This is a genomic window from Curvibacter cyanobacteriorum (genome assembly GCF_028649475.1).
GTDB lineage: Bacteria > Pseudomonadota > Gammaproteobacteria > Burkholderiales > Burkholderiaceae_C > Curvibacter > Curvibacter cyanobacteriorum.
On record NZ_JAQSIP010000004.1, the window covers coordinates 311,367 to 334,517 of the forward strand.

At 69.7% G+C, this 23,151-nt stretch carries 24 protein-coding genes; 18 read left to right on the forward strand and 6 right to left on the reverse strand.

Translation table 11 applies throughout. The features are described from left to right. The first annotated feature begins 37 nt into the window (after positions 1-37). From cybH to PSQ40_RS11055, 18 genes are all read left to right on the forward strand, one after another. Complete coding sequence (gene cybH / locus PSQ40_RS10970; protein WP_273951482.1) at positions 38-766, forward strand: Ni/Fe-hydrogenase, b-type cytochrome subunit; 729 nt, start codon at positions 38-40, stop codon at positions 764-766. A 237-nt stretch (positions 767-1,003) separates the two neighbouring features. After that, on the forward strand, positions 1,004-1,681 hold the full coding sequence (locus PSQ40_RS10975) for a HyaD/HybD family hydrogenase maturation endopeptidase (protein ID WP_273951484.1): 678 nt from the start codon (positions 1,004-1,006) through the stop codon (positions 1,679-1,681). Between the two features lie 89 nt (positions 1,682-1,770). Next, positions 1,771-2,073: a HypC/HybG/HupF family hydrogenase formation chaperone gene (locus tag PSQ40_RS10980; RefSeq protein ID WP_273951486.1), complete on the forward strand. Its 303-nt coding sequence runs from the start codon at positions 1,771-1,773 to the stop codon at positions 2,071-2,073. A gap of 16 nt (positions 2,074-2,089) precedes the next feature. Then, positions 2,090-2,599, forward strand: coding sequence for a thioredoxin domain-containing protein (locus PSQ40_RS10985; RefSeq protein ID WP_273951487.1), 510 nt, complete (start codon positions 2,090-2,092; stop codon positions 2,597-2,599). A gap of 38 nt (positions 2,600-2,637) precedes the next feature. Then, positions 2,638-3,519, forward strand: a complete 882-nt coding sequence (locus tag PSQ40_RS10990; protein WP_273951488.1) for a hydrogenase expression/formation protein — start codon at positions 2,638-2,640, stop codon at positions 3,517-3,519. A 2-nt stretch (positions 3,520-3,521) separates the two neighbouring features. Further along, positions 3,522-3,743 carry a rubredoxin gene (locus PSQ40_RS10995; protein WP_273951490.1) on the forward strand — a complete coding sequence of 74 codons (222 nt, stop codon included), beginning with the start codon at positions 3,522-3,524 and terminating at the stop codon, positions 3,741-3,743. Continuing rightward, a complete protein-coding gene (gene hybE, locus PSQ40_RS11000) occupies positions 3,740-4,309 on the forward strand; it encodes a [NiFe]-hydrogenase assembly chaperone HybE (RefSeq protein ID WP_273951491.1) in 570 nt (189 codons plus the stop codon). Before PSQ40_RS10995 ends, hybE begins: the two co-directional genes overlap by 4 nt. Beyond that, a complete protein-coding gene (locus tag PSQ40_RS11005) occupies positions 4,306-5,481 on the forward strand; it encodes a hypothetical protein (protein ID WP_273951494.1) in 1,176 nt (391 codons plus the stop codon). The genes hybE and PSQ40_RS11005 overlap by 4 nt, the downstream gene beginning before the upstream one ends. Beyond that, positions 5,474-5,821 (forward strand): hydrogenase maturation nickel metallochaperone HypA/HybF, encoded by a 348-nt coding sequence (locus tag PSQ40_RS11010; RefSeq protein ID WP_273951496.1) that lies wholly within the window; start codon positions 5,474-5,476, stop codon positions 5,819-5,821. Before PSQ40_RS11005 ends, PSQ40_RS11010 begins: the two co-directional genes overlap by 8 nt. Before the next feature lie 50 nt (positions 5,822-5,871). Further along, positions 5,872-6,960, forward strand: a complete 1,089-nt coding sequence (gene hypB / locus PSQ40_RS11015) for a hydrogenase nickel incorporation protein HypB (protein ID WP_273951497.1) — start codon at positions 5,872-5,874, stop codon at positions 6,958-6,960. 13 nt (positions 6,961-6,973) lie between these two features. Beyond that, positions 6,974-8,143 (forward strand): Kae1-like domain-containing protein, encoded by a 1,170-nt coding sequence (locus PSQ40_RS11020; RefSeq protein WP_273951499.1) that lies wholly within the window; start codon positions 6,974-6,976, stop codon positions 8,141-8,143. Then, entirely contained in the window at positions 8,134-8,370 is a 237-nt protein-coding gene (locus PSQ40_RS11025; RefSeq protein ID WP_273951500.1) for a HypC/HybG/HupF family hydrogenase formation chaperone, read from the forward strand. Before PSQ40_RS11020 ends, PSQ40_RS11025 begins: the two co-directional genes overlap by 10 nt. Then, the gene (hypD, locus tag PSQ40_RS11030; protein WP_273951501.1) at positions 8,367-9,518 is read left to right on the forward strand and encodes a hydrogenase formation protein HypD; all 1,152 of its coding nucleotides are present in this window, start codon (positions 8,367-8,369) and stop codon (positions 9,516-9,518) included. Before PSQ40_RS11025 ends, hypD begins: the two co-directional genes overlap by 4 nt. Then, the gene (gene hypE / locus PSQ40_RS11035; RefSeq protein WP_273951502.1) at positions 9,515-10,615 is read left to right on the forward strand and encodes a hydrogenase expression/formation protein HypE; all 1,101 of its coding nucleotides are present in this window, start codon (positions 9,515-9,517) and stop codon (positions 10,613-10,615) included. The genes hypD and hypE overlap by 4 nt, the downstream gene beginning before the upstream one ends. A gap of 211 nt (positions 10,616-10,826) precedes the next feature. Further along, on the forward strand, positions 10,827-12,245 hold the full coding sequence (locus PSQ40_RS11040; protein WP_273951741.1) for a sigma-54-dependent transcriptional regulator: 1,419 nt from the start codon (positions 10,827-10,829) through the stop codon (positions 12,243-12,245). A 1-nt stretch (position 12,246) separates the two neighbouring features. After that, positions 12,247-13,248: an NADH-quinone oxidoreductase subunit B family protein gene (locus PSQ40_RS11045; RefSeq protein WP_273951503.1), complete on the forward strand. Its 1,002-nt coding sequence runs from the start codon at positions 12,247-12,249 to the stop codon at positions 13,246-13,248. Next, positions 13,245-14,702 (forward strand): nickel-dependent hydrogenase large subunit, encoded by a 1,458-nt coding sequence (locus PSQ40_RS11050; RefSeq protein ID WP_273951504.1) that lies wholly within the window; start codon positions 13,245-13,247, stop codon positions 14,700-14,702. Before PSQ40_RS11045 ends, PSQ40_RS11050 begins: the two co-directional genes overlap by 4 nt. 4 nt (positions 14,703-14,706) lie before the next feature. Next, positions 14,707-16,053 (forward strand): sensor histidine kinase, encoded by a 1,347-nt coding sequence (locus PSQ40_RS11055; protein WP_273951506.1) that lies wholly within the window; start codon positions 14,707-14,709, stop codon positions 16,051-16,053. Here the strand turns inward: PSQ40_RS11055 and fba are convergent. The 6 genes from fba to PSQ40_RS11085 form a co-directional block, all read right to left on the reverse strand. Beyond that, on the reverse strand, positions 16,032-17,081 hold the full coding sequence (fba, locus tag PSQ40_RS11060; RefSeq protein ID WP_273951507.1) for a class II fructose-bisphosphate aldolase: 1,050 nt from the start codon (positions 17,079-17,081) through the stop codon (positions 16,032-16,034). The two genes, PSQ40_RS11055 and fba, sit on opposite strands and share 22 nt — an antisense overlap. 37 nt (positions 17,082-17,118) lie before the next feature. Then, complete coding sequence (locus tag PSQ40_RS11065; protein WP_273951508.1) at positions 17,119-18,312, reverse strand: phosphoglycerate kinase; 1,194 nt, start codon at positions 18,310-18,312, stop codon at positions 17,119-17,121. Further along, complete coding sequence (gene gap / locus PSQ40_RS11070; RefSeq protein ID WP_273951510.1) at positions 18,309-19,328, reverse strand: type I glyceraldehyde-3-phosphate dehydrogenase; 1,020 nt, start codon at positions 19,326-19,328, stop codon at positions 18,309-18,311. Before gap ends, PSQ40_RS11065 begins: the two co-directional genes overlap by 4 nt. Before the next feature lie 130 nt (positions 19,329-19,458). Further along, positions 19,459-20,115: a phosphoglycolate phosphatase gene (gph, locus tag PSQ40_RS11075; protein WP_273951511.1), complete on the reverse strand. Its 657-nt coding sequence runs from the start codon at positions 20,113-20,115 to the stop codon at positions 19,459-19,461. Between the two features lie 77 nt (positions 20,116-20,192). Beyond that, the gene (tkt, locus tag PSQ40_RS11080) at positions 20,193-22,268 is read right to left on the reverse strand and encodes a transketolase (protein WP_273951513.1); all 2,076 of its coding nucleotides are present in this window, start codon (positions 22,266-22,268) and stop codon (positions 20,193-20,195) included. Further along, positions 22,265-23,143, reverse strand: a complete 879-nt coding sequence (locus tag PSQ40_RS11085) for a phosphoribulokinase (RefSeq protein ID WP_273951514.1) — start codon at positions 23,141-23,143, stop codon at positions 22,265-22,267. The genes tkt and PSQ40_RS11085 overlap by 4 nt, the downstream gene beginning before the upstream one ends. Between the last annotated feature and the right edge of the window lie 8 nt (positions 23,144-23,151).

Here is a 23,151-nt window from a genome sequence, read left to right on the forward strand (position 1 = left end):
ACGCCGCCTTCAGCCACCCTTCAAGGAGGTCATCGCCATGTCCGCCCCATCCCCTTCCGCGCACGCCACGGTCGATCAAGACGCCCTCGAACTGCAGCGAGGCCAGACCATCAAGTCGGTCTATGTGTACGAGGTGCCGGTGCGCCTCTGGCACTGGATCAACGCGCTCGCCATCACGATCCTGTGCATCACCGGCTACTTCATCGGCTCGCCGCTGCCGACCATGCCTGGCGAAGCCAGTGCGAACTACCTCATGGGTTACATCCGCTTCGCGCACTTTGCGGCGGGCTACATCATGGCCGTCGGCCTGGTCGGGCGGACTTACTGGGCGCTGGTTGGCAACCACCACGCCAAAGAGCTGTTCTGGGTGCCGGTGTTCCAGAAGGCCTATTGGGCCGGGGCCTTCAGCATGTTGCGCTGGTACCTGTTCATGATCCCCAAGCCCAATCAGTACGTGGGCCACAACCCGCTGGCGCGCTTTGCCATGTTCTTCGTGTACCTGCTGCTGTCGGTGTTCATGATCGTCACCGGCTTTGCGCTGTACGGCGAAGGCGCCCAGATGGGCTCATGGCAAGACCGGATGTTCGGCTGGGTGATTCCCCTCCTGGGCCAGAGCCAGGACGTGCACACCTGGCACCACCTGGGTATGTGGGGCATCGTGGTGTTCGTGATGCTGCACATCTACGCCGCGATCCGTGAAGACATCATGGGCCGCCAGAGCATTGTCAGCACGATGATTTCGGGGCACCGCACGTTCAAGGAGTGACCCCTTCCCGCGCCGCCGTCGGTGCCACCCCCTGGGGTGGTGTTGGCGACGGGGCGGGGCCGGTTTCTCGGCATCCCTGCATCCAGGCATTTCGTCCGATCGATCCCCTCCGCCCATGTCGCACCGTTGCCCCTGTTCATCGTTGCTCGTCGTCCCGGCGACCTGGCCAGTGGGTGGCCCAGCGCCCTCACGCCGCCTCGCCCCCTTTCTCTTTTTGATTTTCTGGAGCGCACAGCCATGAGCCCCCACTCGCCTGAAGCCGCCGCCCACCCCGCTGGGGACCCTCCGCCCGCCACCATCTGCGTGCTTGGCATCGGCAACCTGCTGTGGGCCGACGAGGGTTTCGGCGTTCGCTGCGTGGAGGCGCTGCAGCAGCGCTACACCTTCGCGCCCCATGTGTCGCTGGTGGACGGTGGCACGCAAGGGCTGTACCTCATCCACCACGTCCAGGAGGCCGACGCACTGCTGATCTTCGACGCCATCGACTACGGCCTGGCACCGGGCACGCTGAAGCTGGTGCGTGACGACGAGGTGCCGCGTTTCATGGGCGCCAAGAAGATGAGCCTGCACCAGACCGGTTTCCAGGAGGTGCTCTCGCTGGCCCAGTTCACCGGCAAGTACCCGTCGCGGGTCTTGCTCATCGGCTGCCAGCCGCAGGAGCTGGACGACTACGGCGGCAGCTTGCGCCCGCTGGTGAAGGCCGCGATGGACGAGGCGCTGGTGCTCGGCGTGGCCGAGCTCGCCAGCTGGGGCGGGCAGCCCACCTGGCGCACGGAGCCGTTGAGTGGCCGGGAGACCGTGACCATGGACGAGCTCGCGCTGGCCGCCTACGAAACGCAACGCCCCTCAGCCGCGGCCGCGTGCCGTGAAGGCGATGAACGCTTTTTCCCCCCATCAGCCCACGGACAGCACTGACATGCAACACCCCCCCTGCGCAACGCTGCGTGCAACCCGGCCCCCCGAGGGCCTGCCTCAGAGCCTTCGGGCGGCCGAGGGGCCCTGACATGTGCATCGGCATTCCCATGCAGGTCACGGCCCTCGAGCCCGGCCATGCGCTGTGCGAGGGGCGGGGCGAGCGCCGCCGCGTCAACACCGCGCTGGTGGACGGTGTCGCCACCGGCGACTGGCTGCTGGTGTTCCTGGGCGATGCGCGTGAGCGCATCGATGCCGCCCGTGCCAGCGAAGTCAACGCCACGCTGGACCTCGTCCTCGGCGCCATGCGCGGCGAGGGCGGCGCCGGCGATGCGGGTTTCGAACTGCCTTCGCGCATGAGCGCCGACCAACTCCGCCAGCTCGCTGGCCAGTGATTTTCCCGGAGACCCCATGACCCCCGAGACCGCTTCTGACACCCCCTTCCGGCCCCTGACCGTCACCCCGCCCAGCACCGATCCGGCCGCGCCGCTGGTGATGCGCCTGGTGCGAGATTTCGGCGCGGCCCTGGTGGACGACACCCGCGTGGCCGACTGGACCGCCTTGCCCGGCGACCGCGTGCTGCTGCTGGCGGGCGATGCCGTGCGCTTTCCCGAAGGCCAGGACGTGGCCGCCGTGCTGCCCGAGCTCCTCAAGGTGTTCCCCGATCGCTTCGAGGTGGCTGCGGTGCCGCGGGACAGCGAAGACGCAGTGGCGCGCCGCTACGGATCACAGCGCTGGCCCTCGCTGTTGTTTTTCCGCAGCGGCCACTATGTGACCGCCATCGCCGGCATGCAGGACTGGGATGTGTACCTGGCCAGCGTGGCCGCAGCGCTGGCCATGCCGCCTTCGCGTCCCCCCACCATCGGCATCCCGGTGGTCAGCAGCCAACCCGCCACCGGCGACGACAGCGCCTGCCACTGAGCGCCGGCCCCCACTCCGCACACTCCAAAGGCCAGTCCATGAAAGAATTCCCCATCCCCCTCGTGGCCCTGGGCGCCGGTACGCACACCGAAGACGAGTCGCTGGACTACCTGCCCATGCCCAAGGACATGGACACCTACCGCCCGCCCTTGCTGCCCGAGCCCGAAGAACTCGTGGGCCTGCAGCAGGCACGCCATGCCCTGCAGCAGGTGCTGGATCTGCTCAAGCGTGGTGCCGAGGGCGGGGCGCCTGGCATGGTCTCGCTGGGGGCGCTCTCGCCGCGCGACTTCCACATCGTCAACCAGGTGCTGGGCGAGGGCGAGGCCAGCGCCATCGTGCAGCTGGCAGCCGGCCAACTGGAGGTGCGCGTGCAGGAATCGGTGTTCGCCGGGGTGTGGCGTCTGATGACCTGGCGCCGCGGCGAAGCGGGCCAGCACGACACGCTGGTGGACGACGCCATCGAGGTCGGTCCGGTGCCATCGCTGTTCGCGGCCATCGCCGCAGAGGACGTGTGGCCCGCCTACCCGTCGTGGCAGGGCGCCCTGCCGCCCCAGGTGCAGAACGCGCCCATGCTGGTCGACGAGATCCGCGACCGGGCGTCGCACTGGCAGCCGGGCCACCTGCCGCATGTGGTCAACCTCACGCTGCTGCCGATGTCGCCGGACGACATTGGCTTTCTGGACCACCAGCTCGGCACCGGTCGTGTGCTGATGCTCTCGCGCGGCTATGGCAACTGCCGCATTTCCAACACGCGCCTGCCCAACTGCTGGCGCGTGGTGTACTACAACTCCATGGACAAAGTGATCCTCAACACGGTCGAGGTGGTCGACATGCCCGAAGTGGCGATGGCCGCACCCGAAGACCTGCGCGACTCGCTTGAGCGCTTGCAGGAGGTCATGGCCTACCTCGAAAGCGCGTGACCATGGAACACTTCGAAGGTTTCGAGGGCTCGTACCTGGGCAACCGCGACGCATTGCGGCCGGCATCGCGCCTGGAGTGCAAGATCTGCTGGTGGGTGTACGACCCCGCGACGGGTGATCCGCAGTGGCAGGTCCCGCCCGGCACCCCTTTTGCGGACCTGCCCGCCCACTGGCGCTGCCCGAACTGCGACTGCGAGCCCGATCAATTTCTACTCCTCCCATGACCCCACTTCACCCGCTGCGCCCTTTCGCGGCTGAGCCCTTGCAGGACCACCTGGCCGTCGGCCAGGCCAAGCCGATGCCCCGGCCGGTGCTGGAGGGGCGCGTCCAGGCGCTGGAAGTCTTTTACCGCTGGGTGCAGACCGAGCGCATGCAGGGCATTCCCTTGCTGAACGAGGCGCTGCAGGTGGAAGCCGTGGGTTTTGAGTGGGGGGCCTGTGCGGACGACGACGAGCCGGCGGCCGAAGGCGTGCTGATCACGCCATGGTTCATGAGTCTGGTGCGCCTGCCCGGGCCGTCGCTGCCCCACGGCGAGCGGGTGGGCTGCAGCTTTGTGCGCGAGTTTGGCAGCGAGTGCTTTGATTTCATCGGCGCCTACGACCCCGCCATCGGTTACCACGAGACCTGCGCGCTGTTCTCGCCCATGGGCGACTTCACCACCCAGGCCTTGGCGCGTGAAACGGCCCTGGCCGCCTTGGCGCTGACGCGGCCCGCCCCGGTGGCTGCGCCGGAGCCCATGCCTGCGCGGCGTGCCTTTTTCCTCGGGCGCAACCCCGGAGCGACCCCATGAGCCCCGCCGTGCAGGGCGTGTCGCCAATCGCAGGGGCGCTGCGCCTGACGCCGGGCGCGCCGCCCCCCATGGGGCTGACCAGCACCCGCCAGGACTGGGCGGCACGCGTGGGCCAAGGCGTGCCGCTGGCGAGCCTGCCGGGACTCATGGCCAGCTTGTTCAACCTCTGCAGCCACGCCCACCGCGCGTGCAGCCAGCTGGCCCTGGCCGCCGCCGTGCCCGACTTGCAGGCCGCACCGACCGAGGTGGGCGAACGCTTGCGGCGCGAGACGGCCCTGGAACATGTGCGCCGCATCGGCCTGGACTGGCCCCGCCTGCTGGTCGACAGCGCGCCGCAGTTGAGCGCCCGCGGCGTCAGCGCGCTGGCCGCGCTGCACCCGGCGCCGACACCTGCGCAGACCCCCACGCAGGCGGTGCCCGATCCGTGGCCGGCGCTGCGCGGCTGGCTGCAGCACGAATTGCTGGACATGCCGCCGGCCGATTGGCTCGCGGCCTGGCAGTCGGATGGGCCCGACTGGTTGTCCACCTGGAGTCGCCGCCACGCGGCTCAGGGGGTGGCCGCGCTGGTGGCCGTGGCGCAGCGCAGTGGCGATGGTTTCGCGCCGCTGTCACCGTTGAATGCCCTGCGTCCGCACGCCGAGCCGGCCTGGCTGGGCCAGCTGGGCGACAGGCTCGCAGGCGAGCCCACCTTGACCTTGCGCCCGCAGTGGCAGGGCGCCTGCGCCCACACCGGAAGCTGGACGCGCCTGGCCGCGCCGCCAGGTGACTTGCCGCTGTCGCCCTGGGCGCTGCTGGGGAGCCGCATCGCCGAACTGCTGCGTCTCGCGCTCGACGGCGGCGAGGCCTGGCTGCACTGGGGGGCGATCTCGACGGGCCCGCACCGGGGGCTGGCCTGGGTCGAGATGGCGCGCGGGCTGCTGGTGCACCAGATCGAGGTGGACCCACTCTCGCAGCGCGTGCTTGCCTGCCGCGTGGTGGCCCCCACGGATTGGAACTTCCATCCCGAAGGCGAGGTGGCGCAGCGTCTGGCGCAGATCGACCCGGACCTGCCCCAGGCCGAGATGGCCCGCCGCGTGAACCTGCTGGTGGCCGCTTTCGACCCCTGTGTGCCCTTCACCGTCGAGCGCCTCGCGGCCGCACGACCCCAACGGCAGGTGGTGGGCCATGCATGAGGCGAGCCTGGCCGGTGGCGTCCTGCAGCTGGTGGAAGACACGGCCGTGCGCGAGGGGTTCACGCGTTTGCTGGCTTTGCGGCTCGAGGCCGGTCAATTGGCCGGCGTGGACGCCCGCGCGCTGCGCTTCGCGCTGGAAGCGCTGGCGCCGGGTACCTTGCTGCAAGGCGCGCAGATCGAGATTGAAGAACCCGCGGGGCAGGCCTGGTGCCTGGGCTGCTCGCAGACCGTGGCCATCCAGCAGCGCGGCGACGCGTGCCCGGCCTGTGGCGGCTTTCACCTCCAACCGACCACCGGCACGGAATTGCGCGTGCTTGACATGCAGGTGGCCGATGATTGAGCGGCCCCAAGACAAACAGAACGAAAACGACAGCCAAAAGGAGACAGACCATGTGTGTCGTATGCGGATGCAGTGACAGCGGTGCCCCCCACCCTCACCCCCATCCTTCCCACGCGCAGGCGCCGGCCACGGAAGCCCCCCTTCAAGTGAACCCGGCCAACGGCGACCTGCACTTCGGCGCGGGTTCGGCGCGGGTCTCGGTGCCGGGCATGAGCCAGGCGCGGGCCATCAAGCTGGAGACCGACATCCTGGGCGCCAACAACCGCGTGGCCCAACAGAACCGCGCGCACTTCGCGTCGCATGGCGTGACCGCGCTCAACCTGGTCTCCAGCCCGGGCTCGGGCAAGACCACGCTGCTGTGCGCCACCATCGAAGCGCTCAGGACCCACGCGCCCGGCCTGCCGGTGTCGGTGATCGAAGGCGACCAGCAGACCAGCTTCGACGCCGACCGCATCCGCGCCACCGGCGCACCCGCGATCCAGGTCAACACCGGCAAGGGCTGCCACCTCGACGCGCCCATGGTGGCCGAGGCCTTCGCGCGGCTGCACACCCATGCGGACCACGCCCACCCCCACCACCCGGAACACCACCACGGCCATGCGCATGGCCACCACGACCACGACCACGACCACGAGCATGGGCATGGGCATGGGCATGGGCATGGGCATGGGCATGGGCATGGGCACCAGGGCCATCACCGCGACCACAGCCTGCTGTTCATCGAAAACGTCGGCAACCTCGTGTGCCCCGCCGTGTGGGACCTGGGCGAGGCCGCGAAGGTGGCCATCCTCTCGGTCACCGAGGGTGAGGACAAGCCGCTGAAGTACCCCGACATGTTCGCCGCGGCCCGGCTCATGATCCTGAACAAGGTCGATCTGCTGCCGCACGTCTGCTTCGACGTGGCGCGCTGCATCGAACTCGCGCGGCGCGTGAACCCGGGCATCGAAGTCATCCAGCTCTCCGCCACCACGGGTCAGGGCATGGATGCCTGGCTGCATTGGCTCGACCACGCGATGGGCCACGACCACCCCCACGAGGGGACGGCCACGGACGAGGCGGCCTTGCTTGCGCGGGTGCACCAGCTCGAAGCTGAGTTGGCGCACGCGCGGGCGGCGTTGTCGGCGGGCCCTGCGGCTTGAACCGGTACCACGCATGACTTCTTCAGTCCTCGCCGTGGGCGCCTGGCTCAAGAACGCAGCCTGCCTCGTGCTGGAGGGGCGCGCGCACTGGTCGCCGGTGCATGGCGACCTCAGCGATCCGGCGGCTTGTGAGGCGCTGGAGGCCTCGGTGCGGGCCTTGCTGCACCGCGCTGCGGCCAAGGGCAGGCCCGTGCAGGCCATCGCGCACGACCTTCACCCGGACTTCTTCAGCACCCGGCTGGCCATCGCCCTCGCCCACGAGCTTGGCGTGCCCGCGGTCGGTGTGCAGCACCACCACGCGCACCTGGGGGCCGTGGTCGCAGAACATGGCCTCGAAGGGCCGGTGGTGGGCCTGGCGCTCGATGGCATCGGCCTGGGGTCGGATGGCGGGCTTTGGGGGGGCGAGCTGCTCTGGCTCGACGGGCCCCGCTGGCAGCGCCTCGGGCACCTGCTGCCGCTGGCGCTGCCCGGGGGCGACCGCGCCGCGCGCGAACCCTGGCGCATGGCCGCGAGTGCGCTGCACGCGGCCGATCGTGCCGACCAGATCGTGCCCCGCTTCGGTGGGCCGGTGGGCGAGCCCGTGGCGGCCGGTGTGCGGCAGATGCTGGACCGCCGAGTGAACTGCCCGCTCACCAGCAGCACCGGGCGCTGGTTCGATGCGGCTGCCGCCGCGCTTGGCCTGTGCCTGCGCCAGCAGGACGAAGCCCAGGCCGCCATCGCGCTGGAGCAGGCCGCCGCCCGCGCTCTGGCCCGGCACCCCGCTCTGCCACCGCTGCCCGGCGCGGTGGTGGACGACGCGGGCCGGCTGGACCTGCGGCCGCTCCTGATGCCCCTGTTCGACACCGCCCGCGCCGCCAGCGCCGATGCCGATGCCCATGCGGCCGATGCGGCGGCTGCGGGCTTCCACCTCGGTCTGGCCGATGCGCTGGGCTCCTGGCTGAGCGACGCAGCCCGCCGTCACCGCACCCACACCGTGGTGCTGGGCGGCGGCTGTTTTTTCAACCGCATCCTGCGAGAGCGCCTGGTGCGGCAGCTTTCGCTGGCCGGCCTGTCGGTGCACCTGCCGGGCCCCCACGGCTGCGGCGACGCGGGTTTGGCCTTGGGTCAGGCCTGGGTCACCGCTCAGCAATGCCAAACACCACCCGCCCATCACCCTGTTGAGGAGGCCTTTCTATGTGCCTAGCCCTGCCCGCGCTGTTGGTCGAAATGCGCGCCCATGACCAGGCCTTGGTCGAACTGGGCGGTATCCGCAAGCCCGTGTCCATTGCGCTTGTGCCCGAGGCCAAGGTGGGCGACTACGTGATCGTGCACGTCGGTCATGCCATCGGTCTGCTCGATCCGGAAGAAGCCCGCAAGACCCTCGCGATGTTTGCCGAGATGCAGGCCTTGACCGAAGGAGGAGCAGCATGAAATACATCGACGAATTCCGCGATGGTGCGCTGGCCAAACACATCGCCGAGCGCATTGCGCACGAGGTCAAGCCCGATCACCACTACCGGTTCATGGAGTTCTGCGGCGGCCACACCCATGCCATCAGCCGCTATGGCGTGCTGGAGCTGCTGCCGCCCAACGTGCGCATGATCCATGGCCCTGGCTGCCCGGTTTGCGTGCTGCCGATCGGCCGGATCGACCTGGCGATCGAGCTCGCACTGCAACACGACGTGATCCTCTGCACCTACGGCGACACCCTGCGCGTGCCCGCCTCCGGCGGTCTTTCCTTGACCAAGGCCAAGGCGCGCGGCGGCGACATCCGCATGGTCTATTCGGCCAGCGACGCCCTGCAGATCGCGCGCGACAACCCGGACAAGCAGGTGGTGTTCTTCGCCATCGGCTTCGAGACCACCACGCCGCCCACGGCGCTGGTGATCCGAGATGCCGCGCGCGACGGCGTGCCGAACTTCAGCGTGATGTGCAGCCATGTGCTGACGCCACCGGCGATCCGCGCCATCCTTGACGGGGCCGAGGCCCATGAGACGGCGGAGATCGAGGGCTTTGTCGGCCCGGCGCATGTGTCGATCGTCATCGGCTCCGACCCGTACGCCAAGTTCGCGCAGGACTACCGCAAGCCCGTGGTCATCGCCGGCTTCGAGCCCCTGGACGTGCTGCAGGCCATCCTGATGCTGGTGCGTCAGGTCAACGAAGGCCGTGCCGAGGTGGAGAACGAATTCACCCGCGCCGTCACGCCACAGGGCAACTTGAATGCGCAGGCGGTGATGGACGATGTGTTCGAACTGCGCGAGGCGTTCGAGTGGCGCGGCTTGGGCACGATGCCGCTGTCGGCGCTGCAGGTGCGCCATCCCTATCGGGCTTTCGATGCCGAACACCGATTCGGCCTGAACTACCGCAGCGTGCCCGACAACAAGGCCTGCGAGTGCGGAGCCATCCTGCGCGGGGTGAAGGCGGCGCGTGACTGCAAGATCTTTGGCACGGTCTGCACGCCCGAGAACCCGGTCGGCTCCTGCATGGTCTCCAGCGAAGGCGCCTGTGCCGCGCACTACACCTATGGCCGCTTCCGCGACACGGTGCCGGCGGCCGCGACCGGAGCGCGTCAAGCATGAGCGCCGAGCACGCCACTCCGCCCGAGAAGGCCTCCCCTGTGAAGAAAACCTACACCCGTCCGTTGGACATCAGGCACGGCCGCATCGACATGGGCCACGGTGCCGGTGGCAAGGCCGCGGCCCAACTGATCGAGGAGCTGTTCCTGCCGGCGCTGGACAACGCCTACCTGCGCCAGGGCGACGATGGCGCGGCGCTGCCGCTCCCCCCTCAGGCGGCCAGCCCAGGTCAGTTGGTGATGGCCACCGATGGTCACGTGATCTCGCCCATCTTCTTTCCGGGCGGCGACCTCGGTTGCCTCGCGGTGCACGGAACCGTCAATGACGTGGCCATGATGGGCGCCCAGCCGCTGTACCTGAGCGCCAGCTTCATCATCGAAGAAGGTTACCCGCTGGCGGACCTGCAGCGCATCGTCGACAGCATGGGGGCGGCGGCCCGCGAGGCGGGCGTCCCCGTGGTCACGGGGGACACCAAGGTGGTGGAGCGAGGCAAGGGCGATGGCGTGTTCATCAGCACCACGGGGGTGGGTTGGCGGCCGCCGGGGGTGTCGGTCAGCGGTCGCCATGCCCGCCCGGGCGACGTGATCCTGCTGTCCGGCACCATCGGCGACCATGGGGTGGCCGTACTCTCCCAGCGGGAGTCCCTGGCCTTTGAGACCACCATCCAAAGCGACACCGCTGCGCTGCACACGGTGGTGGCCGATCTGATGGCCGCGGTGCCGGGCTCGGTGCGGGTGCTGCGCGACCCGACCCGCGGCGGTCTGGCCACCACGCTCAACGAGATCGCGCGCCAGTCCGGCGTGGGCATGCGGCTGCAGGAGGCGGCGATCCCGGTCAAGCCTCAGGTCGATGCCGCCTGCGAACTGCTGGGCCTGGACCCCTTGTACGTGGCCAACGAGGGCAAGCTGATTGCCATCGTAGCGCCCGAAGCGGCCGACGCCGCCTTGGCCGCGCTGCGCGCCCACCGCTTGGGGGCGGACGCCGCGCGCATCGGCGAGGTCACCGCGGATCCGCACCATTTTGTGCAAATGGACACCCGTTTCGGTGGCCGGCGCGTGGTGGACTGGCTCAGTGGTGAGCAACTGCCGCGCATTTGCTGAACCGGCTGCGGCCCCCGCGCTCGAACCCTGCCAGGCGGTCGACTTGGGGCGGTGCGTGGCGGTGTGTGGCGTGGAAGTGTTGCGTGGTGGCTGAATGCACACCGAGCGGCGGCATGCTCCCTACAATCGGCCTGCTGCCTTTCCCAACCCTTTTCCCACGAGCCCAGCCCCTCCCGTGACGCCGCCTCTGAAACAGGACCTATTGCCCACCGTGCTGGTGGTGGACGACGAGGTGCGCTCGCAGGACGCCATCCGCCGCACGCTGGACGAGGACTTCACGGTCTTCACCGCCAGCAACGCCGACGAGGCGCGGCGCCTGCTGGAGCGGCAGCCGGTGAGCGTGGTCCTGTGCGACCAGCGCATGCCCGGCACCACCGGCGTGGCCTTTCTGAAAGAGGTGCGCGAGCGATGGCCCGAGGCGGTGCGCATGGTGATCTCGGGCTACACCGACAGCGAAGACATCATTGCCGGCATCAACGAAGCCGGCATCTACCAGTACATCCTCAAGCCCTGGGCGCCCGACCACTTGCTGGACTCCGTGCGCAACGCGGTCGAAGCGCAGGCCCTGCAGCGCCAGACCAGCCGGCTCGATCTGGAGCTGCGCACCAGCACCGGCGTGCTGCGCCAGCGCACGGCCACGCAGATCGACCGGGCGCGCGCCAGCTTCGGCTTCGAGCGCCTCGTGCGCGCGCCTGGCAGCCCGCTAGACGGCGTGTGCGCCATGGCGCAGCGTGTGGCGCGCTACGACCTCTCGGTGCTGGTGCTGGGTGAGTCGGGCACCGGCAAGGAGCTGCTGGCGCGCGCGATCCACTACGCATCGCCGCGCCTGACCGGCCCCTTTGTGGTGGAGAACTGCGCGGCCATTCCCGACACGCTGCTCGAGTCCGAGCTGTTCGGCCACAAGCGCGGCGCCTTCACCGGCGCCTACGAAGACCACCAGGGTCTGTTCCAGCGCGCGCACGGCGGCACGGTGTTCCTCGACGAGATCGGCGAAACCTCGCCAGCCTTCCAGGTGCGGCTGCTGCGCGTGCTGCAGGAAGGCGAGGTGCGGCCCGTGGGCGGCACCCGCCCGGTGCCGGTGGACGTGCGTGTGATCGCCGCCACCCACCGCGACCTGGAGCAGCGCGTGCGCGAAGGCCTGTTCCGCGAGGACCTGTACTACCGCCTCGCGGGCGTGAGCATCACCGTGCCGCCGCTGCGCGAACGCGCGGCCGACATCGCGCCCATTGCGCGCCAGCTGCTGCAGGACGTGGCCAACGAGCTCGGCCACCCCGGCGCCACGCTGCCCGACGCCACGCTCGCCTGCCTGCTGGCCTATCCCTGGCCCGGCAACATCCGCGAACTGCGCAACGAGATCGCGCGCGCCCTCGCGCTGCAGGACGGCAGCGCGCTCGATGCCGCCGCGTTGTCGGCGCGCGTGCTGCAGGGCCACGGCAAGGGCGGTGAGGACTTGCGGGCCGCCCTGCCCACCAGCGGCACGCTGGCCGAGCGGCTCGATGTCATCGAGGCCATGGTGCTGCGCGAGACCTTGCAGCGGCACCGTTGGAACAAGACCCGGGTGGCGCAGGAGTTGGGCTTGTCCCGCGTGGGCTTGCGCGGCAAGATGCAGCGGCTGGGATTGGAGAAGTGACATGACGCTCAACGTGCTCTGGTTGCAATCCGGCGGCTGCGGCGGTTGCAGCATGTCGCTGCTGTGCGCGGACACCACCGACTTCCAGGGCCACCTGCGCGATGCGGGCGTGAACCTGCTCTGGCACCCCTCGCTGTCGATGGAAAGCGGCGACGAGCTGCTGGACTTGCTGGACGCGGTGCTTGACGGCCGCACGCGGCTCGATGCGCTGTGCGTCGAAGGCTCGCTGCTGCGCGGGCCCAACGGCACCGGGCGCTTCCACATGCTGGCCGGCACCCAGCTGCCAATGATCGACTGGGTGCGCCGCCTGAGCGCGCGTGCAAAGCACGTGCTGGCGGTGGGCAGCTGCGCGGCCTGGGGCGGCATCACGGCGGGTGGCGACAACCCCACCGACGCCTGCGGCCTGCAGTACGAGGACGACGAGGTCGGTGGCCTGCTGGGCGCGACCTTCCGCTCGGCCAGCGGCCTGCCGGTGATCAACATCGCGGGCTGCCCCACCCACCCCAGCTGGGTGATCGACACCCTGATGGCGCTGGCCGCCGACCACTTCGCCGCCAGCGACCTCGACCCGCTGAACCGCCCGCGCTTCTACGCCGACCAACTGGTGCACCACGGCTGCACGCGCAACGAGTACTACGAGTTCAAAGCCAGCGCCGAGAAACCCTCGGACCTGGGCTGCATGATGGAGCACATGGGCTGCAAGGGCACGCAGGTGCACGCCGACTGCAACACGCGGCTGTGGAACGGCGAAGGCTCGTGCACGCGCGGGGGCTATGCCTGCATCGCCTGCACCGAGCCTGGCTTCCAGGAGCCGGGCCACCCCTTCCACCAGACGCCCAAGGTCGCTGGCATCCCCATCGGCCTGCCCACCGACATGCCCAAGGCCTGGTTCGTCGCGCTGGCCTCGCTCTCCAAGAGCGCCACGCCCAAGCGCGTCAAATACAACGCGGTGGCGGACCACCTGGTGGTGACGCCGGCGGTGCGAAAGACCAGGCTGAAATGACGCGCCTGCTCGTTGGACCGTTCAACCGCGTCGAGGGCGATCTCGAAGTCCAGCTCGAGGTGCAGGGCGACCGCGTGGCCTCCGCCCGGGTCAACGCCACCATGTACCGCGGCTTCGAGCAGATCCTGCAGGGCAAGGCGCCGCAGGACGCGCTGGTCTATGTGCCGCGCATCTGCGGCATCTGCTCGGTGTCGCAGTCGGTGGCCGCGGCGCGCGCGCTGGCGGCACTGGGGGGCATCGCCATGCCGGCCAACGGCCAGCACGCGAGCAATGTGATTCTGGCCACCGAGAACCTGGCCGACCACCTCACCCACTTCTACCTGTTCTTCATGCCGGACTTCGCGCGCCCGGTGTACGCGGCCCACGCCTGGCACGCCGAGTCGGTGCGCCGCTTTGCGCCAAACCACGGCGAGCAGGTGCGCGCGGCCACCGCGGCGCGGCAGCGCTGGCTCACGCTGCTGGGCACGCTGGGGGGCAAGTGGCCGCACACGCAGTCCATCGAGCCGGGGGGCTCTGCGCGCCCGATCGACGCGGCCGAGCGCCTACGCCTGCTCGCGCGGGTGCGCGAGTTCCGCGCCTTTCTGGAGCGCCAACTGTTCGCCGCGCCCCTGGAGGCCATCGGCGCCATCGACACCGAAGACGCGCTGTGGCACTGGCACGCGCAGGACCCGCTGGGCGGCGACCTGCGCTTCTTCCTCACGCTGGTGCGCGACCTGCGGCTGTCGACCCTCGGCCCCGGCCCGGGCCGCTACCTGAGCTATAGCGCCTACCCCCAGCCCGAGGGCGGCTTTGCGCTGCCCGGTGGCGTGTGGCGCGCCGACGCCGCGCGGCTGGACGCGCTCGACGCCGCGGCCATCACCGAGGACGCCACGCACAGCTGGCTGGCCGACGGCCCCGGCCCGCTGCACCCGCTGCAGGGCCAGACCCAGCCCGACCCCGACAAGGCGCGGGGCTACACCTGGAACAAGGCGCCGCGCCTGGCGGGCGAGGTGGTGGAGACCGGCGCGATCGCGCGCCAGCTCGCGGCCGCTCACCCGCTGCTGCGCGACGCCGTGGCGCGGCACGGTGGCAACGTCTACACCCGCGTGCTGGCGCGCCTGCTCGAACTCGCGCGCGTGGTGCCGCTGATGGAAGACTGGCTGGGCGCGCTGCGGCCCACCGAGCCGTTCTGTGTGCCCACCGACCTGCCCGACGAGGGCAGCGGCATGGGCCTGTCGGAAGCGGCGCGGGGCAGCCTGGGCCACTGGATCGTGGTGCGGCGCGGGCGCATCGCCAACTACCAGATCGTCGCCCCCACCAGCTGGAACTTCTCCCCGCGCGACGCGGCCGGCACCCCCGGCGCGCTGGAACAGGCCCTGGTGGACGCGCCCGTGCGCGAGGGCGAGAAAACGCCGGTGGCCGTGCAGCACATCGTGCGCTCTTTTGACCCCTGCATGGTTTGCACCGTGCATTGACCCCATGAGCAAGACGCGCCCCAAGAGCCCGCTGCCCAAGCTGCCGATGGAGGGGGTGGACGAGTCGACCTGGATGGACGTGATCCAGAAGATGGACGAGGTGTACACGCGCCTGATCGACGACGAGGTGGCGCTGGAGAACAAGAACACCGAGCTGCAGCAGTCGCAGCAGTTCATCTTCAGCGTGCTGTCTTCGATGTCGGATGTGCTGGTGGTGTGCGACGCGAACGGGGTGATCGAGCAGGCCAACGCGGCGCTGTGCGAGCTGACGGGCCGGACCGAAGAACAGCTCCGCGGCACGCCGCTGTATGCCTTGCTGGCCGACGAGCCCAGCCGGGCGCTGGCGCGCGCCGCCATGGAGAAGACCGATGCGCCGCGCGCGGGCGAGGCGATCGAGCTCAACCTGCTGGACCACCAGGGCCAGGCCATGTCGGTGGACGCGAACTGCACGCCGCGCATTGGCGACAAGGGCCGGCGCTTGGGCACAGTGTGGGTGGGCCGGCCCACCGCCGAACTCAAGCGCGCCTACCACGAGATGCGCGCCGCGCACGAGGCCTTGAAGCGCACGCAGCAGTTGCTGCTGCACTCGGAGAAGATGGCCTCGCTGGGCCTGCTGGTGGCGGGCGTGGCGCACGAACTCAACAACCCGATCAGCTTCGTGCTGGGCAATGTGCACGCGCTGAGCAAGTACAGCGAGCGGCTGCGCACCTACCTGGCCGCGGTGCATGCGCACGAGCCCGAGCCGGTGCTGACCGAGATGCGGCGCAAGCTGCGCATCGAGCACCTGCTGGCCGACCTGCCGTCGCTGATCGAGGGCACGCTCGAGGGCGCTCAGCGCACGGCCGACATCGTGAACGGGCTCAAGCGCTTCTCGGCCATGGACTCGGAGGAGCGCAAGCCGGTGAACCTGGTGGAGGTGATCGATCGCGCGATCCACTGGGTGCAGAAGGGCCGCTCAGCCCTGGTGGCGGTGCAGTGGCAGGCCGGCGAAGCCTGCACCGTGATGGGCAGCGCGGACCAGCTGCAGCAGGTGATGATGAACCTGTTGCAGAACGGTTTTGACGCCGTGGGCCGGTGCCAGGCGCCGCGCATCGTGGTGACGCTGGAGCGCGCCGCCGGCACCGTGCGCGTGACACTGCGCGACAACGGCCCGGGCATCCCGCCCGAGCACCTGCTGCGCATCTTCGACCCCTTCTTCACCACCAAGCCGGTGGGGCAGGGCACCGGCCTGGGGTTGTCGATCAGCTACGGCATTGTCGAGCAGCATGGCGGGCGGCTGAGCGCGCGCAACGCCGCCGAGGGCGGCGCCGAGTTTGTGCTGGAGCTCCCTCAGGCCCAGGCCGTGGCGTAGGCCTCGGCCATCGCGTCCAGCGGCACCGGCTTCATCTTGCTGGCTTGCCCAGCGCTGCCAAAAGCCTCGAAGCGCTCGCGGCACACGCCGCGGGCGGCCTGCTTCGCGGCCAGCAGCGCCTTGCGCGGGTCGAACTCGCTGCGCTCCTTCGCGAAGGTCTGGCGCATGGCGCCGGTCATGGCCAGGCGGATGTCGGTGTCGATGTTGACCTTGCGCACGCCGTTCTGGATGCCGCGCCGGATCTCCTCCACCGGCACGCCGTAGGTTTCCTTGATGTCGCCACCGTGCGCGCGGATGATGGCCAGCCACTCCTGCGGCACGCTGGAGCTGCCGTGCATCACCAGGTGGGTGTTGGGCACGCGGGCGTGGATTGCGGCGATGCGGTCGATGGCCAGGATGTCGCCGGTGGGCTGGCGCGTGAACTTGTAGGCGCCGTGGCTGGTGCCAATGGCAATGGCCAGCGCGTCCACGCCGGTGCGGCGCACGAAGTCCTCGGCCTGCTCGGGGTCGGTGAGCATCATGTCGTGCGTGAGCTTGCCCGCCGCGCCCACGCCGTCTTCCTCGCCGGCCTCACCGGTCTCCAGCGACCCCAGGCAACCGAGTTCACCTTCCACCGAGACGCCCACCGCGTGCGCGAGCTCGCAGACGCGGCGCGTCACCGCGAGGTTGTAGTCGTAGCTGGCGGGGGTCTTGCCGTCCTCGCGCAGCGAGCCGTCCATCATCACGCTGGTGAAGCCCGAGCGGATGGACTGCATGCATACGGCGGGTGTGGCACCGTGGTCCTGGTGCAGCACCACGGGCAGGTCGGGGTGGGCTTCCACCGCCGCCAGCACCATGTGGCGCAGGTAGGCCTCGCCTGCGTACTTGCGTGCCCCGGCCGAGGCCTGCAGGATGACCGGGCTGTCGGTCGCCTGCGCGGCCTCCATGATGGCCAGGATCTGTTCGAGGTTGTTGACGTTGAAGGCGGGCACGCCGTAGCCATGTTCGGCCGCGTGATCGAGCACCTGTCGGAGGGAAACGAGCGCCATGGAAAGCTCCTGGGTGAAGTGAAAAGGGTTGAAAGGTTCAGGCGGCGCGGCGCGTCAGCACCTCGAAGGCCGGCAAGGTCTTGCCTTCGAGCACCTCGAGGAAGGCGCCGCCGCCGGTGGAGATGTAGCCCACGTCCTTCTCGATGCCGTACTTGGCGATGGCCGCCAGCGTGTCGCCGCCGCCGGCGATGCTGAAGGCGCTGCTGTTGGCGATGGCCTGCGCGATGGCTTGGGTGCCCCCCTCGAAGGCGGCGAACTCGAACACCCCCACCGGGCCGTTCCACACGATGGTGCCGGCCTGCCTCAGCTGCGCGGCCAGCTTTTGGGCTGTCTCGGGGCCGATGTCGAGGATCAGGTCGTCGTCCGCCACGTCCGTGGCCAGCTTCACCGTGGCGGGTGCGTCCGGTGCAAAGGCCTTGGCGGTGACGACGTCGGTGGGAATCGGCACCTCCGCGCCGCGCGCCTTCATGGCGTCGATCACCGCCCGGGCTTCGTTCACCAGGTCGGCCTCGGCCAGGCTTTTGCCGACCTTCAGGCCCGCCGCGAGCATGAAGGTGTTGGCGATGCCGCCACCGACGATGAGTTGGTCCACGTTGTGGGCCAGGTTCTTGAGCAGGGGCAGCTTGGTGCTGACCTTGCTGCCCGCCACGATGGCCACCAGCGGCCGGGCTGGTGCGTGCAGGGCTTGGGCGAGGGCGTCCATCTCGGCGGCCAGCAGCGGGCCGGCGCAGGCCAGCGGCGCGGTCTCGGCCATGCCGTAGGTGGTGCCTTCGGCGCGGTGCGCGGTGCCGAAGGCGTCGTGCACAAAGATGTCGCACAGGGCGCCCAGCTTCCGCGCCAGTTCGGGGCTGTTGTTCTTCTCCCCCACGTTGAGGCGGCAGTTCTCCAGCAGCACGACCTCGCCGGGAGCGACCGAGAAGTCGCCGTCGACCCACTGGCTCACCAGGCGCACCGGGCGGCCCAGCAGCTCGCCCAGGCGGGCGGCCACGGGGGCCAGCGAGTCCTCGGGCTTGAAGGCGCCTTCGGTGGGGCGGCCCAGGTGGCTGGTGACCATCACCGCCGCACCGGCGTCCAGCGCCATCCGGAGGGCGGGCAGGCTGGCACGGATGCGCGTGTCCTCGGTGATGCGGCCCGCGTCGTCAAACGGCACGTTCAGGTCGGCGCGGATGAAGACGCGTTTGCCACGCGCGAAGCCACTCGCGCACACGTCGCTGAAGCGCAGCGCGCTCATGCCAGTCCCCCCACGACGCGAGCCATCTCGAGGCATTTGTTGGAATAGCCCCATTCGTTGTCGTACCAGCCCACCACCTTGACGAAGGTCTTGTCCAGCGCGAGGCCCGCGTCCGCGTCGAAGATCGAGGTGCGGGTGTCGCCCCGGAAGTCCGTGGCCACCACCTTGTCCGTCGTGTAGCCCAGCACGCCCTTCAAGGCGCCCTCGCTCTGCGCCTTCATTTCAGCGCAGATCTCCTCGTAGCTCGCTTCCTGGCTCAGCTCCACCGTCAGGTCCACCACCGACACGTCGCTGGTGGGCACCCGAAAGCTCATGCCGGTGAGCTTCTTGTTGAGCTCGGGAATCACCACCCCCACGGCCTTGGCCGCGCCGGTGCTGCTGGGGATGATGTTCTCCAGAATGCCCCGGCCGCCACGCCAGTCCTTGTTGGAAGGGCCGTCCACTGTTTTCTGCGTGGCCGTGGCCGCGTGCACCGTCGTCATCAGGCCGCGCTGGATGCCCCATTTGTCATGGAGCACCTTGGCCAGCGGCGCCAGGCAGTTGGTGGTGCATGAGGCGTTGGAGATGATGGCCTCGCCCTGGTAGGTCTGGTGGTTCACGCCGAAGACGAACATCGGGGTGTCGTCCTTGCTGGGGGCCGAGAGGATGACTTTCTTCGCTCCGGCCGCCAGGTGCTTCTGCGCCGTGACCCGGTCCAGGAACAGGCCCGTGGACTCGATCACCACCTCGGCGCCGACGTCGTGCCACTGGAGGAGGGCGGGGTCGCGCTCCTGCGTCAGGCGGATCCGCCGGCCGTTGACGATCAGGGTGTTGCCTTCGAGCTGGACCTCGCCCAGGAAGCGGCCGTGCACGCTGTCGTGCCGCAGCAGGTAGGCCAGGTAGTCGGGTTCGAGCAGGTCGTTGATCGCCACCACGTCGATGTCCTGGAAGTTCAGGAGGGCGCTGCGCAGCACGTTGCGGCCAATGCGGCCGAAGCCGTTGATGCCGATCTTGAGGGGTGAGGAAGGAGCGTTCATGGGTGCTTAGGTTCAAACAGGGAGAAGCCGTCCAGGGACACCGAGGCACCGGCTTGGCCGGACCTCGGGATGGGTTGCCCGCAGGTCGCGGGCGAGGGGAAGGGCGCCGCTGCGCGGCCAAGGCGGTGGGTCATCGCAGTGCCGAGAGGTCGTTGATCACGCGATCGGGCGCGCAGGCGGTGATGGGCTCGCCCAGGTTGTAGCCACAGGGCAAGGCCCAGACACGCACACCGGCGTTGCGCGCGGTGGCCACGTCGATGGACGAATCGCCCACAAACAGTGCCCGCTCGGGCGGCACCTGGAACCGGGCCAGGCAGCTGCGGATGCCCGCGGGATCGGGCTTCTTGGTCGGCAGGGTGTCGCCGCTGACGACGCAGTCAAACAGCGGGGTGAGCCCGTGCGCGTCGAGCACGGTGGCGGTGTAGCGGCTTTCCTTGTTGGTGACGACCGCGAGCTTGACGCCGCGCTCGCGCAGGGCCGTGAGGGTTTCGCGCACCTGGGGGTAGAGCTGGCTGAGCGTGCCGCTGCGGCGCTGGTAGTGGCGGTCGAACTCGGCGGCGATCAGCGCCAGCGTGCTGCTGGCGCGCACCACCTCCACCCGGGTCTGGCCGGCCGAGGCCAGGGCCTGGAGCAGCAGCTCGCGCGTGCCGTGGCCGATCCAGCGCTCCACCTGCGCCTGCGGCACGGCGGGCAGGTGGAAGCGCGCCAGCGTGTCGTTGACGGCGTCGCTGATCTCGCCTGCCGTGGCGACCAGCGTGCCGTCGAGATCGAACATGACCAGGTCCATGGCGTCTCTTGAGCGGCCCTCGCCTGGCGGGGGTCGGTGGGCGCTGGCGGGGCGAAGGCCAGCGCTTGGCGTCGCGCTCATGCTGTGGCCTCCGCGGCCACGCCGCAGCCTTGCCGCGGGCGCTGCAGCAGGGCACGCACCTCGTCGGCCACGCGCGCGGCGGTGATGCCGAAATGGGCGTACAGGTCTTTGGCGGGGGCCGATTCGCCAAAGCTGCTCATGCCGACCACGCGGCCGCTGCGGCCCACGTACTTGCGCCAGAAGTCGGGGTGGGCGGCCTCCACCGCCACGGCGGGCAGGGCGGGCGGCAGCACCTGGTCTTGCCAGGCGGCATCCTGGCGGTCGAACACACCGGTGCAGGGCATGGAGACCACGCGCACCGCGATGCCTTCGGCCGCCAGCGCGGTCTGTGCCTGCAGGGCCAGCATGGTTTCGGAGCCGGTGGCGACGATGACGGCCCGTGCGTCGACGCTGTCCGAGAGCACGTAGCCGCCGCGCTGCACGGCGGCCGCGCGCGTCTCGTCGCCCAGCGGCGGCAGGTTCTGGCGCGAGAGCGCCAGCGCGGTGGGGCCGTCTCTGCGCTGCAGCGCATGGGCCCAGGCCACGGCGGTTTCGAGCGCATCGCCGGGCCGCCACACGTCCAGCCCCGGGATCAGGCGCAGGCTGGGCACGTGCTCCACGGGCTGGTGGGTGGGGCCGTCTTCACCCAGGCCGATGCTGTCGTGCGTGAAGACGTGGATCACCTGCAGCTTCATCAGTGCGGCCATGCGCACCGCGTTGCGGCTGTAGTCGCTGAAGGCGAGGAAGGTGCCGCCATAGGGAATGAAGCCGCCGTGCAGCGCCAGGCCGTTCATGATGGCGGCCATGCCGAACTCGCGCACGCCGTAGCTCAGGTGGTTGCCCGCGGTGAAACGCCCCGCCTTGTCGGGGCCCGCGGTGACGCAGCCCTTGAAATTGGTGAGGTTGGAGCTGGTCAGGTCGGCGCTGCCGCCAAAGATCTCGGGCAGCCGGGGCGCCATGGCGTCGAGTGCGAGCTGGCTGGCCTTGCGCGTGGCCACCGCGTCGGTGCGCTGGCCCAGGGCTGCCACCATGGCGGGCAGGTCGGCGGCGAAACCATCGGGCAGTTCGCCCAGCATGCGGCGGTGGAACTCGGCGGCTTCGGCCGGGTAGGCCTCGCGGTAGGCCGCGAAGCGCGCCTGCCAGTCGGCTTCGAGCGCCTGGCCGCGCTCGGTCGCGTTCCAGGCCGCGGCGAGGTCGGCCGGGACCTCGAAGGGCGCGGCATGCCAGCCCAGTGCCTCGCGTGTGGCCTGCACCTCGGCCGCGCCAAGCGCGGCGCCGTGCACCTCGTGGCTGCCCTGCTTGTGGGGAGCGCCTTTGCCGATGAGGGTCTTGCAGCAGATCAACGTGGGCTTGCCCTCGGCCTGCGCGCTGGCGCTGCGCGCGCGCCGCAGCGCCGCGTCGATCGTGCTCGGGTCGTGGCCGTCGACCGTGACCACCTGCCAGCCGTAGGCGGCAAAGCGGCGTGGCGTGTCGTCGGTGAACCAGCCCTGCACATGGCCGTCGATGGAGATGCCGTTGTCGTCGTACAGCGCGACCAGTTTGGACAGGCGCAGTGTGCCCGCCAGCGAGCAGGCTTCGTGGCTGATGCCTTCCATCAGGCAACCGTCGCCCAGGAACACATGGGTGTGGTGGTCCACGATGGTGTGGCCCGGTCGGTTGTATTCGGTGGCGAGCAGCTTCTCGGCCAGGGCCATGCCCACGGCGTTGGCCAGGCCTTGGCCGAGCGGGCCGGTGGTGGTCTCCACGCCGGGTGTCACGCCCACTTCGGGGTGGCCGGCGGTCTTGCTGTGCAGGCGGCGGAACTGGCGCAGGTCGTCGATCGACAGCGCATAGCCGGTGAGGTGCAGCAGCGCGTAGAGCAGCATGGAGCCGTGGCCGTTGGAGAGCACGAAGCGGTCGCGGTCGAACCAGTGCGGGTTGGCGGGGTTGTGCCGCAGGTGGCGGTTCCACAGGACCTCGGCGATGTCGGCCATGCCCATGGGGGCGCCGGGGTGGCCGGACTGTGCGGCCTCCACCGCGTCCACCGCGAGCAGGCGGATCGCGTTGGCCATGCGGCGTGCGAGGTCAGGGTCGGGGCGTTGGTTCGTGCTCATGCCATCACCCTTTGCTTGCGCTCCATCATCCGCCAGATGAAGGGCGTGAAGATGAGTTGCATCGCCAGTTCCATCTTGCCGCCGGGCACCACGATGGTGTTGGCGCGCGACATGAAGGAGTCGTGGACCATGCTCAGCAGGTACTGGAAGTCGATGCCCTTGGGCTTGGCGAAGCGGATCACCACGAAGCTCTCGTCGGGCGCGGGGATCTCGCGCGCAATGAAGGGGTTGGAGGTGTCGACGCAGGGCACACGCTGGAAGTTCACATGCGTGTGGGCGAACTGCGGGCAGATGTAGTTCACGTAGTCGGGCATGCGGCGCAGGATGGTGTCGGTCACGGCCTCGGTGCTGTAGCCGCGCTTGGACTTGTCGCGCCAGAGCTTCTGGATCCATTCCAGGTTGATCACCGGCACCACGCCGATCAGCAGGTCCGGGTGCTGGGCGATGTTGACCTCGGGCGTGACCACCGCGCCGTGCAGGCCCTCATAGAACAACAGGTCGGTGTCCTGGGGCAGTTCCTGCCAGGGCGTGAAGGTGCCGGGCGCTTGCTTCCAGGGGGCGGCTTCTTCGGCGTCGTGCAGGTACTTGCGCGACTGGCCTGTGCCGCTGCGGCCGTAGCTCGCGAACAGGGCTTCCAGTTCGGGGAAGAGGTTGTTCTCGGGGCCGAAGTGGCTGAAATGGCCGTTGCCTGCGCGCTCGGCCTCGGCCTGGCGCAGCTTCATTTCCTGGCGGTCGTGGCGGTGGAAGCTGTCGCCCTCGATGATGGCGGCGGTGATGCCCTCGCGGCGGAAGATGTTCTCGAAGGTGCGGGTGACCGAGGTGGTTCCCGCGCCCGACGAGCCGGTGATGGCGATGATGGGGTGGCGCTCAGACATGGTGGTGT

Bases quoted from the DNA above. Each gene is read 5' to 3' on its own strand.
- cybH (WP_273951482.1), top strand. From the start codon at position 38: ATGTCCGCCCCATCCCCTTCCGCGCACGCCACGGTCGATCAAGACGCC.
- PSQ40_RS10975 (WP_273951484.1), top strand. From the start codon at position 1,004: ATGAGCCCCCACTCGCCTGAAGCCGCCGCCCACCCCGCTGGGGACCCT.
- PSQ40_RS10980 (WP_273951486.1), top strand. From the start codon at position 1,771: ATGTGCATCGGCATTCCCATGCAGGTCACGGCCCTCGAGCCCGGCCAT.
- PSQ40_RS10985 (WP_273951487.1), top strand. From the start codon at position 2,090: ATGACCCCCGAGACCGCTTCTGACACCCCCTTCCGGCCCCTGACCGTC.
- PSQ40_RS10990 (WP_273951488.1), top strand. From the start codon at position 2,638: ATGAAAGAATTCCCCATCCCCCTCGTGGCCCTGGGCGCCGGTACGCAC.
- PSQ40_RS10995 (WP_273951490.1), top strand. From the start codon at position 3,522: ATGGAACACTTCGAAGGTTTCGAGGGCTCGTACCTGGGCAACCGCGAC.
- hybE (WP_273951491.1), top strand. From the start codon at position 3,740: ATGACCCCACTTCACCCGCTGCGCCCTTTCGCGGCTGAGCCCTTGCAG.
- PSQ40_RS11005 (WP_273951494.1), top strand. From the start codon at position 4,306: ATGAGCCCCGCCGTGCAGGGCGTGTCGCCAATCGCAGGGGCGCTGCGC.
- PSQ40_RS11010 (WP_273951496.1), top strand. From the start codon at position 5,474: ATGCATGAGGCGAGCCTGGCCGGTGGCGTCCTGCAGCTGGTGGAAGAC.
- hypB (WP_273951497.1), top strand. From the start codon at position 5,872: ATGTGTGTCGTATGCGGATGCAGTGACAGCGGTGCCCCCCACCCTCAC.
- PSQ40_RS11020 (WP_273951499.1), top strand. From the start codon at position 6,974: ATGACTTCTTCAGTCCTCGCCGTGGGCGCCTGGCTCAAGAACGCAGCC.
- PSQ40_RS11025 (WP_273951500.1), top strand. From the start codon at position 8,134: ATGTGCCTAGCCCTGCCCGCGCTGTTGGTCGAAATGCGCGCCCATGAC.
- hypD (WP_273951501.1), top strand. From the start codon at position 8,367: ATGAAATACATCGACGAATTCCGCGATGGTGCGCTGGCCAAACACATC.
- hypE (WP_273951502.1), top strand. From the start codon at position 9,515: ATGAGCGCCGAGCACGCCACTCCGCCCGAGAAGGCCTCCCCTGTGAAG.
- PSQ40_RS11045 (WP_273951503.1), top strand. From the start codon at position 12,247: ATGACGCTCAACGTGCTCTGGTTGCAATCCGGCGGCTGCGGCGGTTGC.
- PSQ40_RS11050 (WP_273951504.1), top strand. From the start codon at position 13,245: ATGACGCGCCTGCTCGTTGGACCGTTCAACCGCGTCGAGGGCGATCTC.
- PSQ40_RS11055 (WP_273951506.1), top strand. From the start codon at position 14,707: ATGAGCAAGACGCGCCCCAAGAGCCCGCTGCCCAAGCTGCCGATGGAG.
- fba (WP_273951507.1), bottom strand. From the start codon at position 17,081: ATGGCGCTCGTTTCCCTCCGACAGGTGCTCGATCACGCGGCCGAACAT.
- PSQ40_RS11065 (WP_273951508.1), bottom strand. From the start codon at position 18,312: ATGAGCGCGCTGCGCTTCAGCGACGTGTGCGCGAGTGGCTTCGCGCGT.
- gap (WP_273951510.1), bottom strand. From the start codon at position 19,328: ATGAACGCTCCTTCCTCACCCCTCAAGATCGGCATCAACGGCTTCGGC.
- gph (WP_273951511.1), bottom strand. From the start codon at position 20,115: ATGGACCTGGTCATGTTCGATCTCGACGGCACGCTGGTCGCCACGGCA.
- tkt (WP_273951513.1), bottom strand. From the start codon at position 22,268: ATGAGCACGAACCAACGCCCCGACCCTGACCTCGCACGCCGCATGGCC.
- PSQ40_RS11085 (WP_273951514.1), bottom strand. From the start codon at position 23,143: ATGTCTGAGCGCCACCCCATCATCGCCATCACCGGCTCGTCGGGCGCG.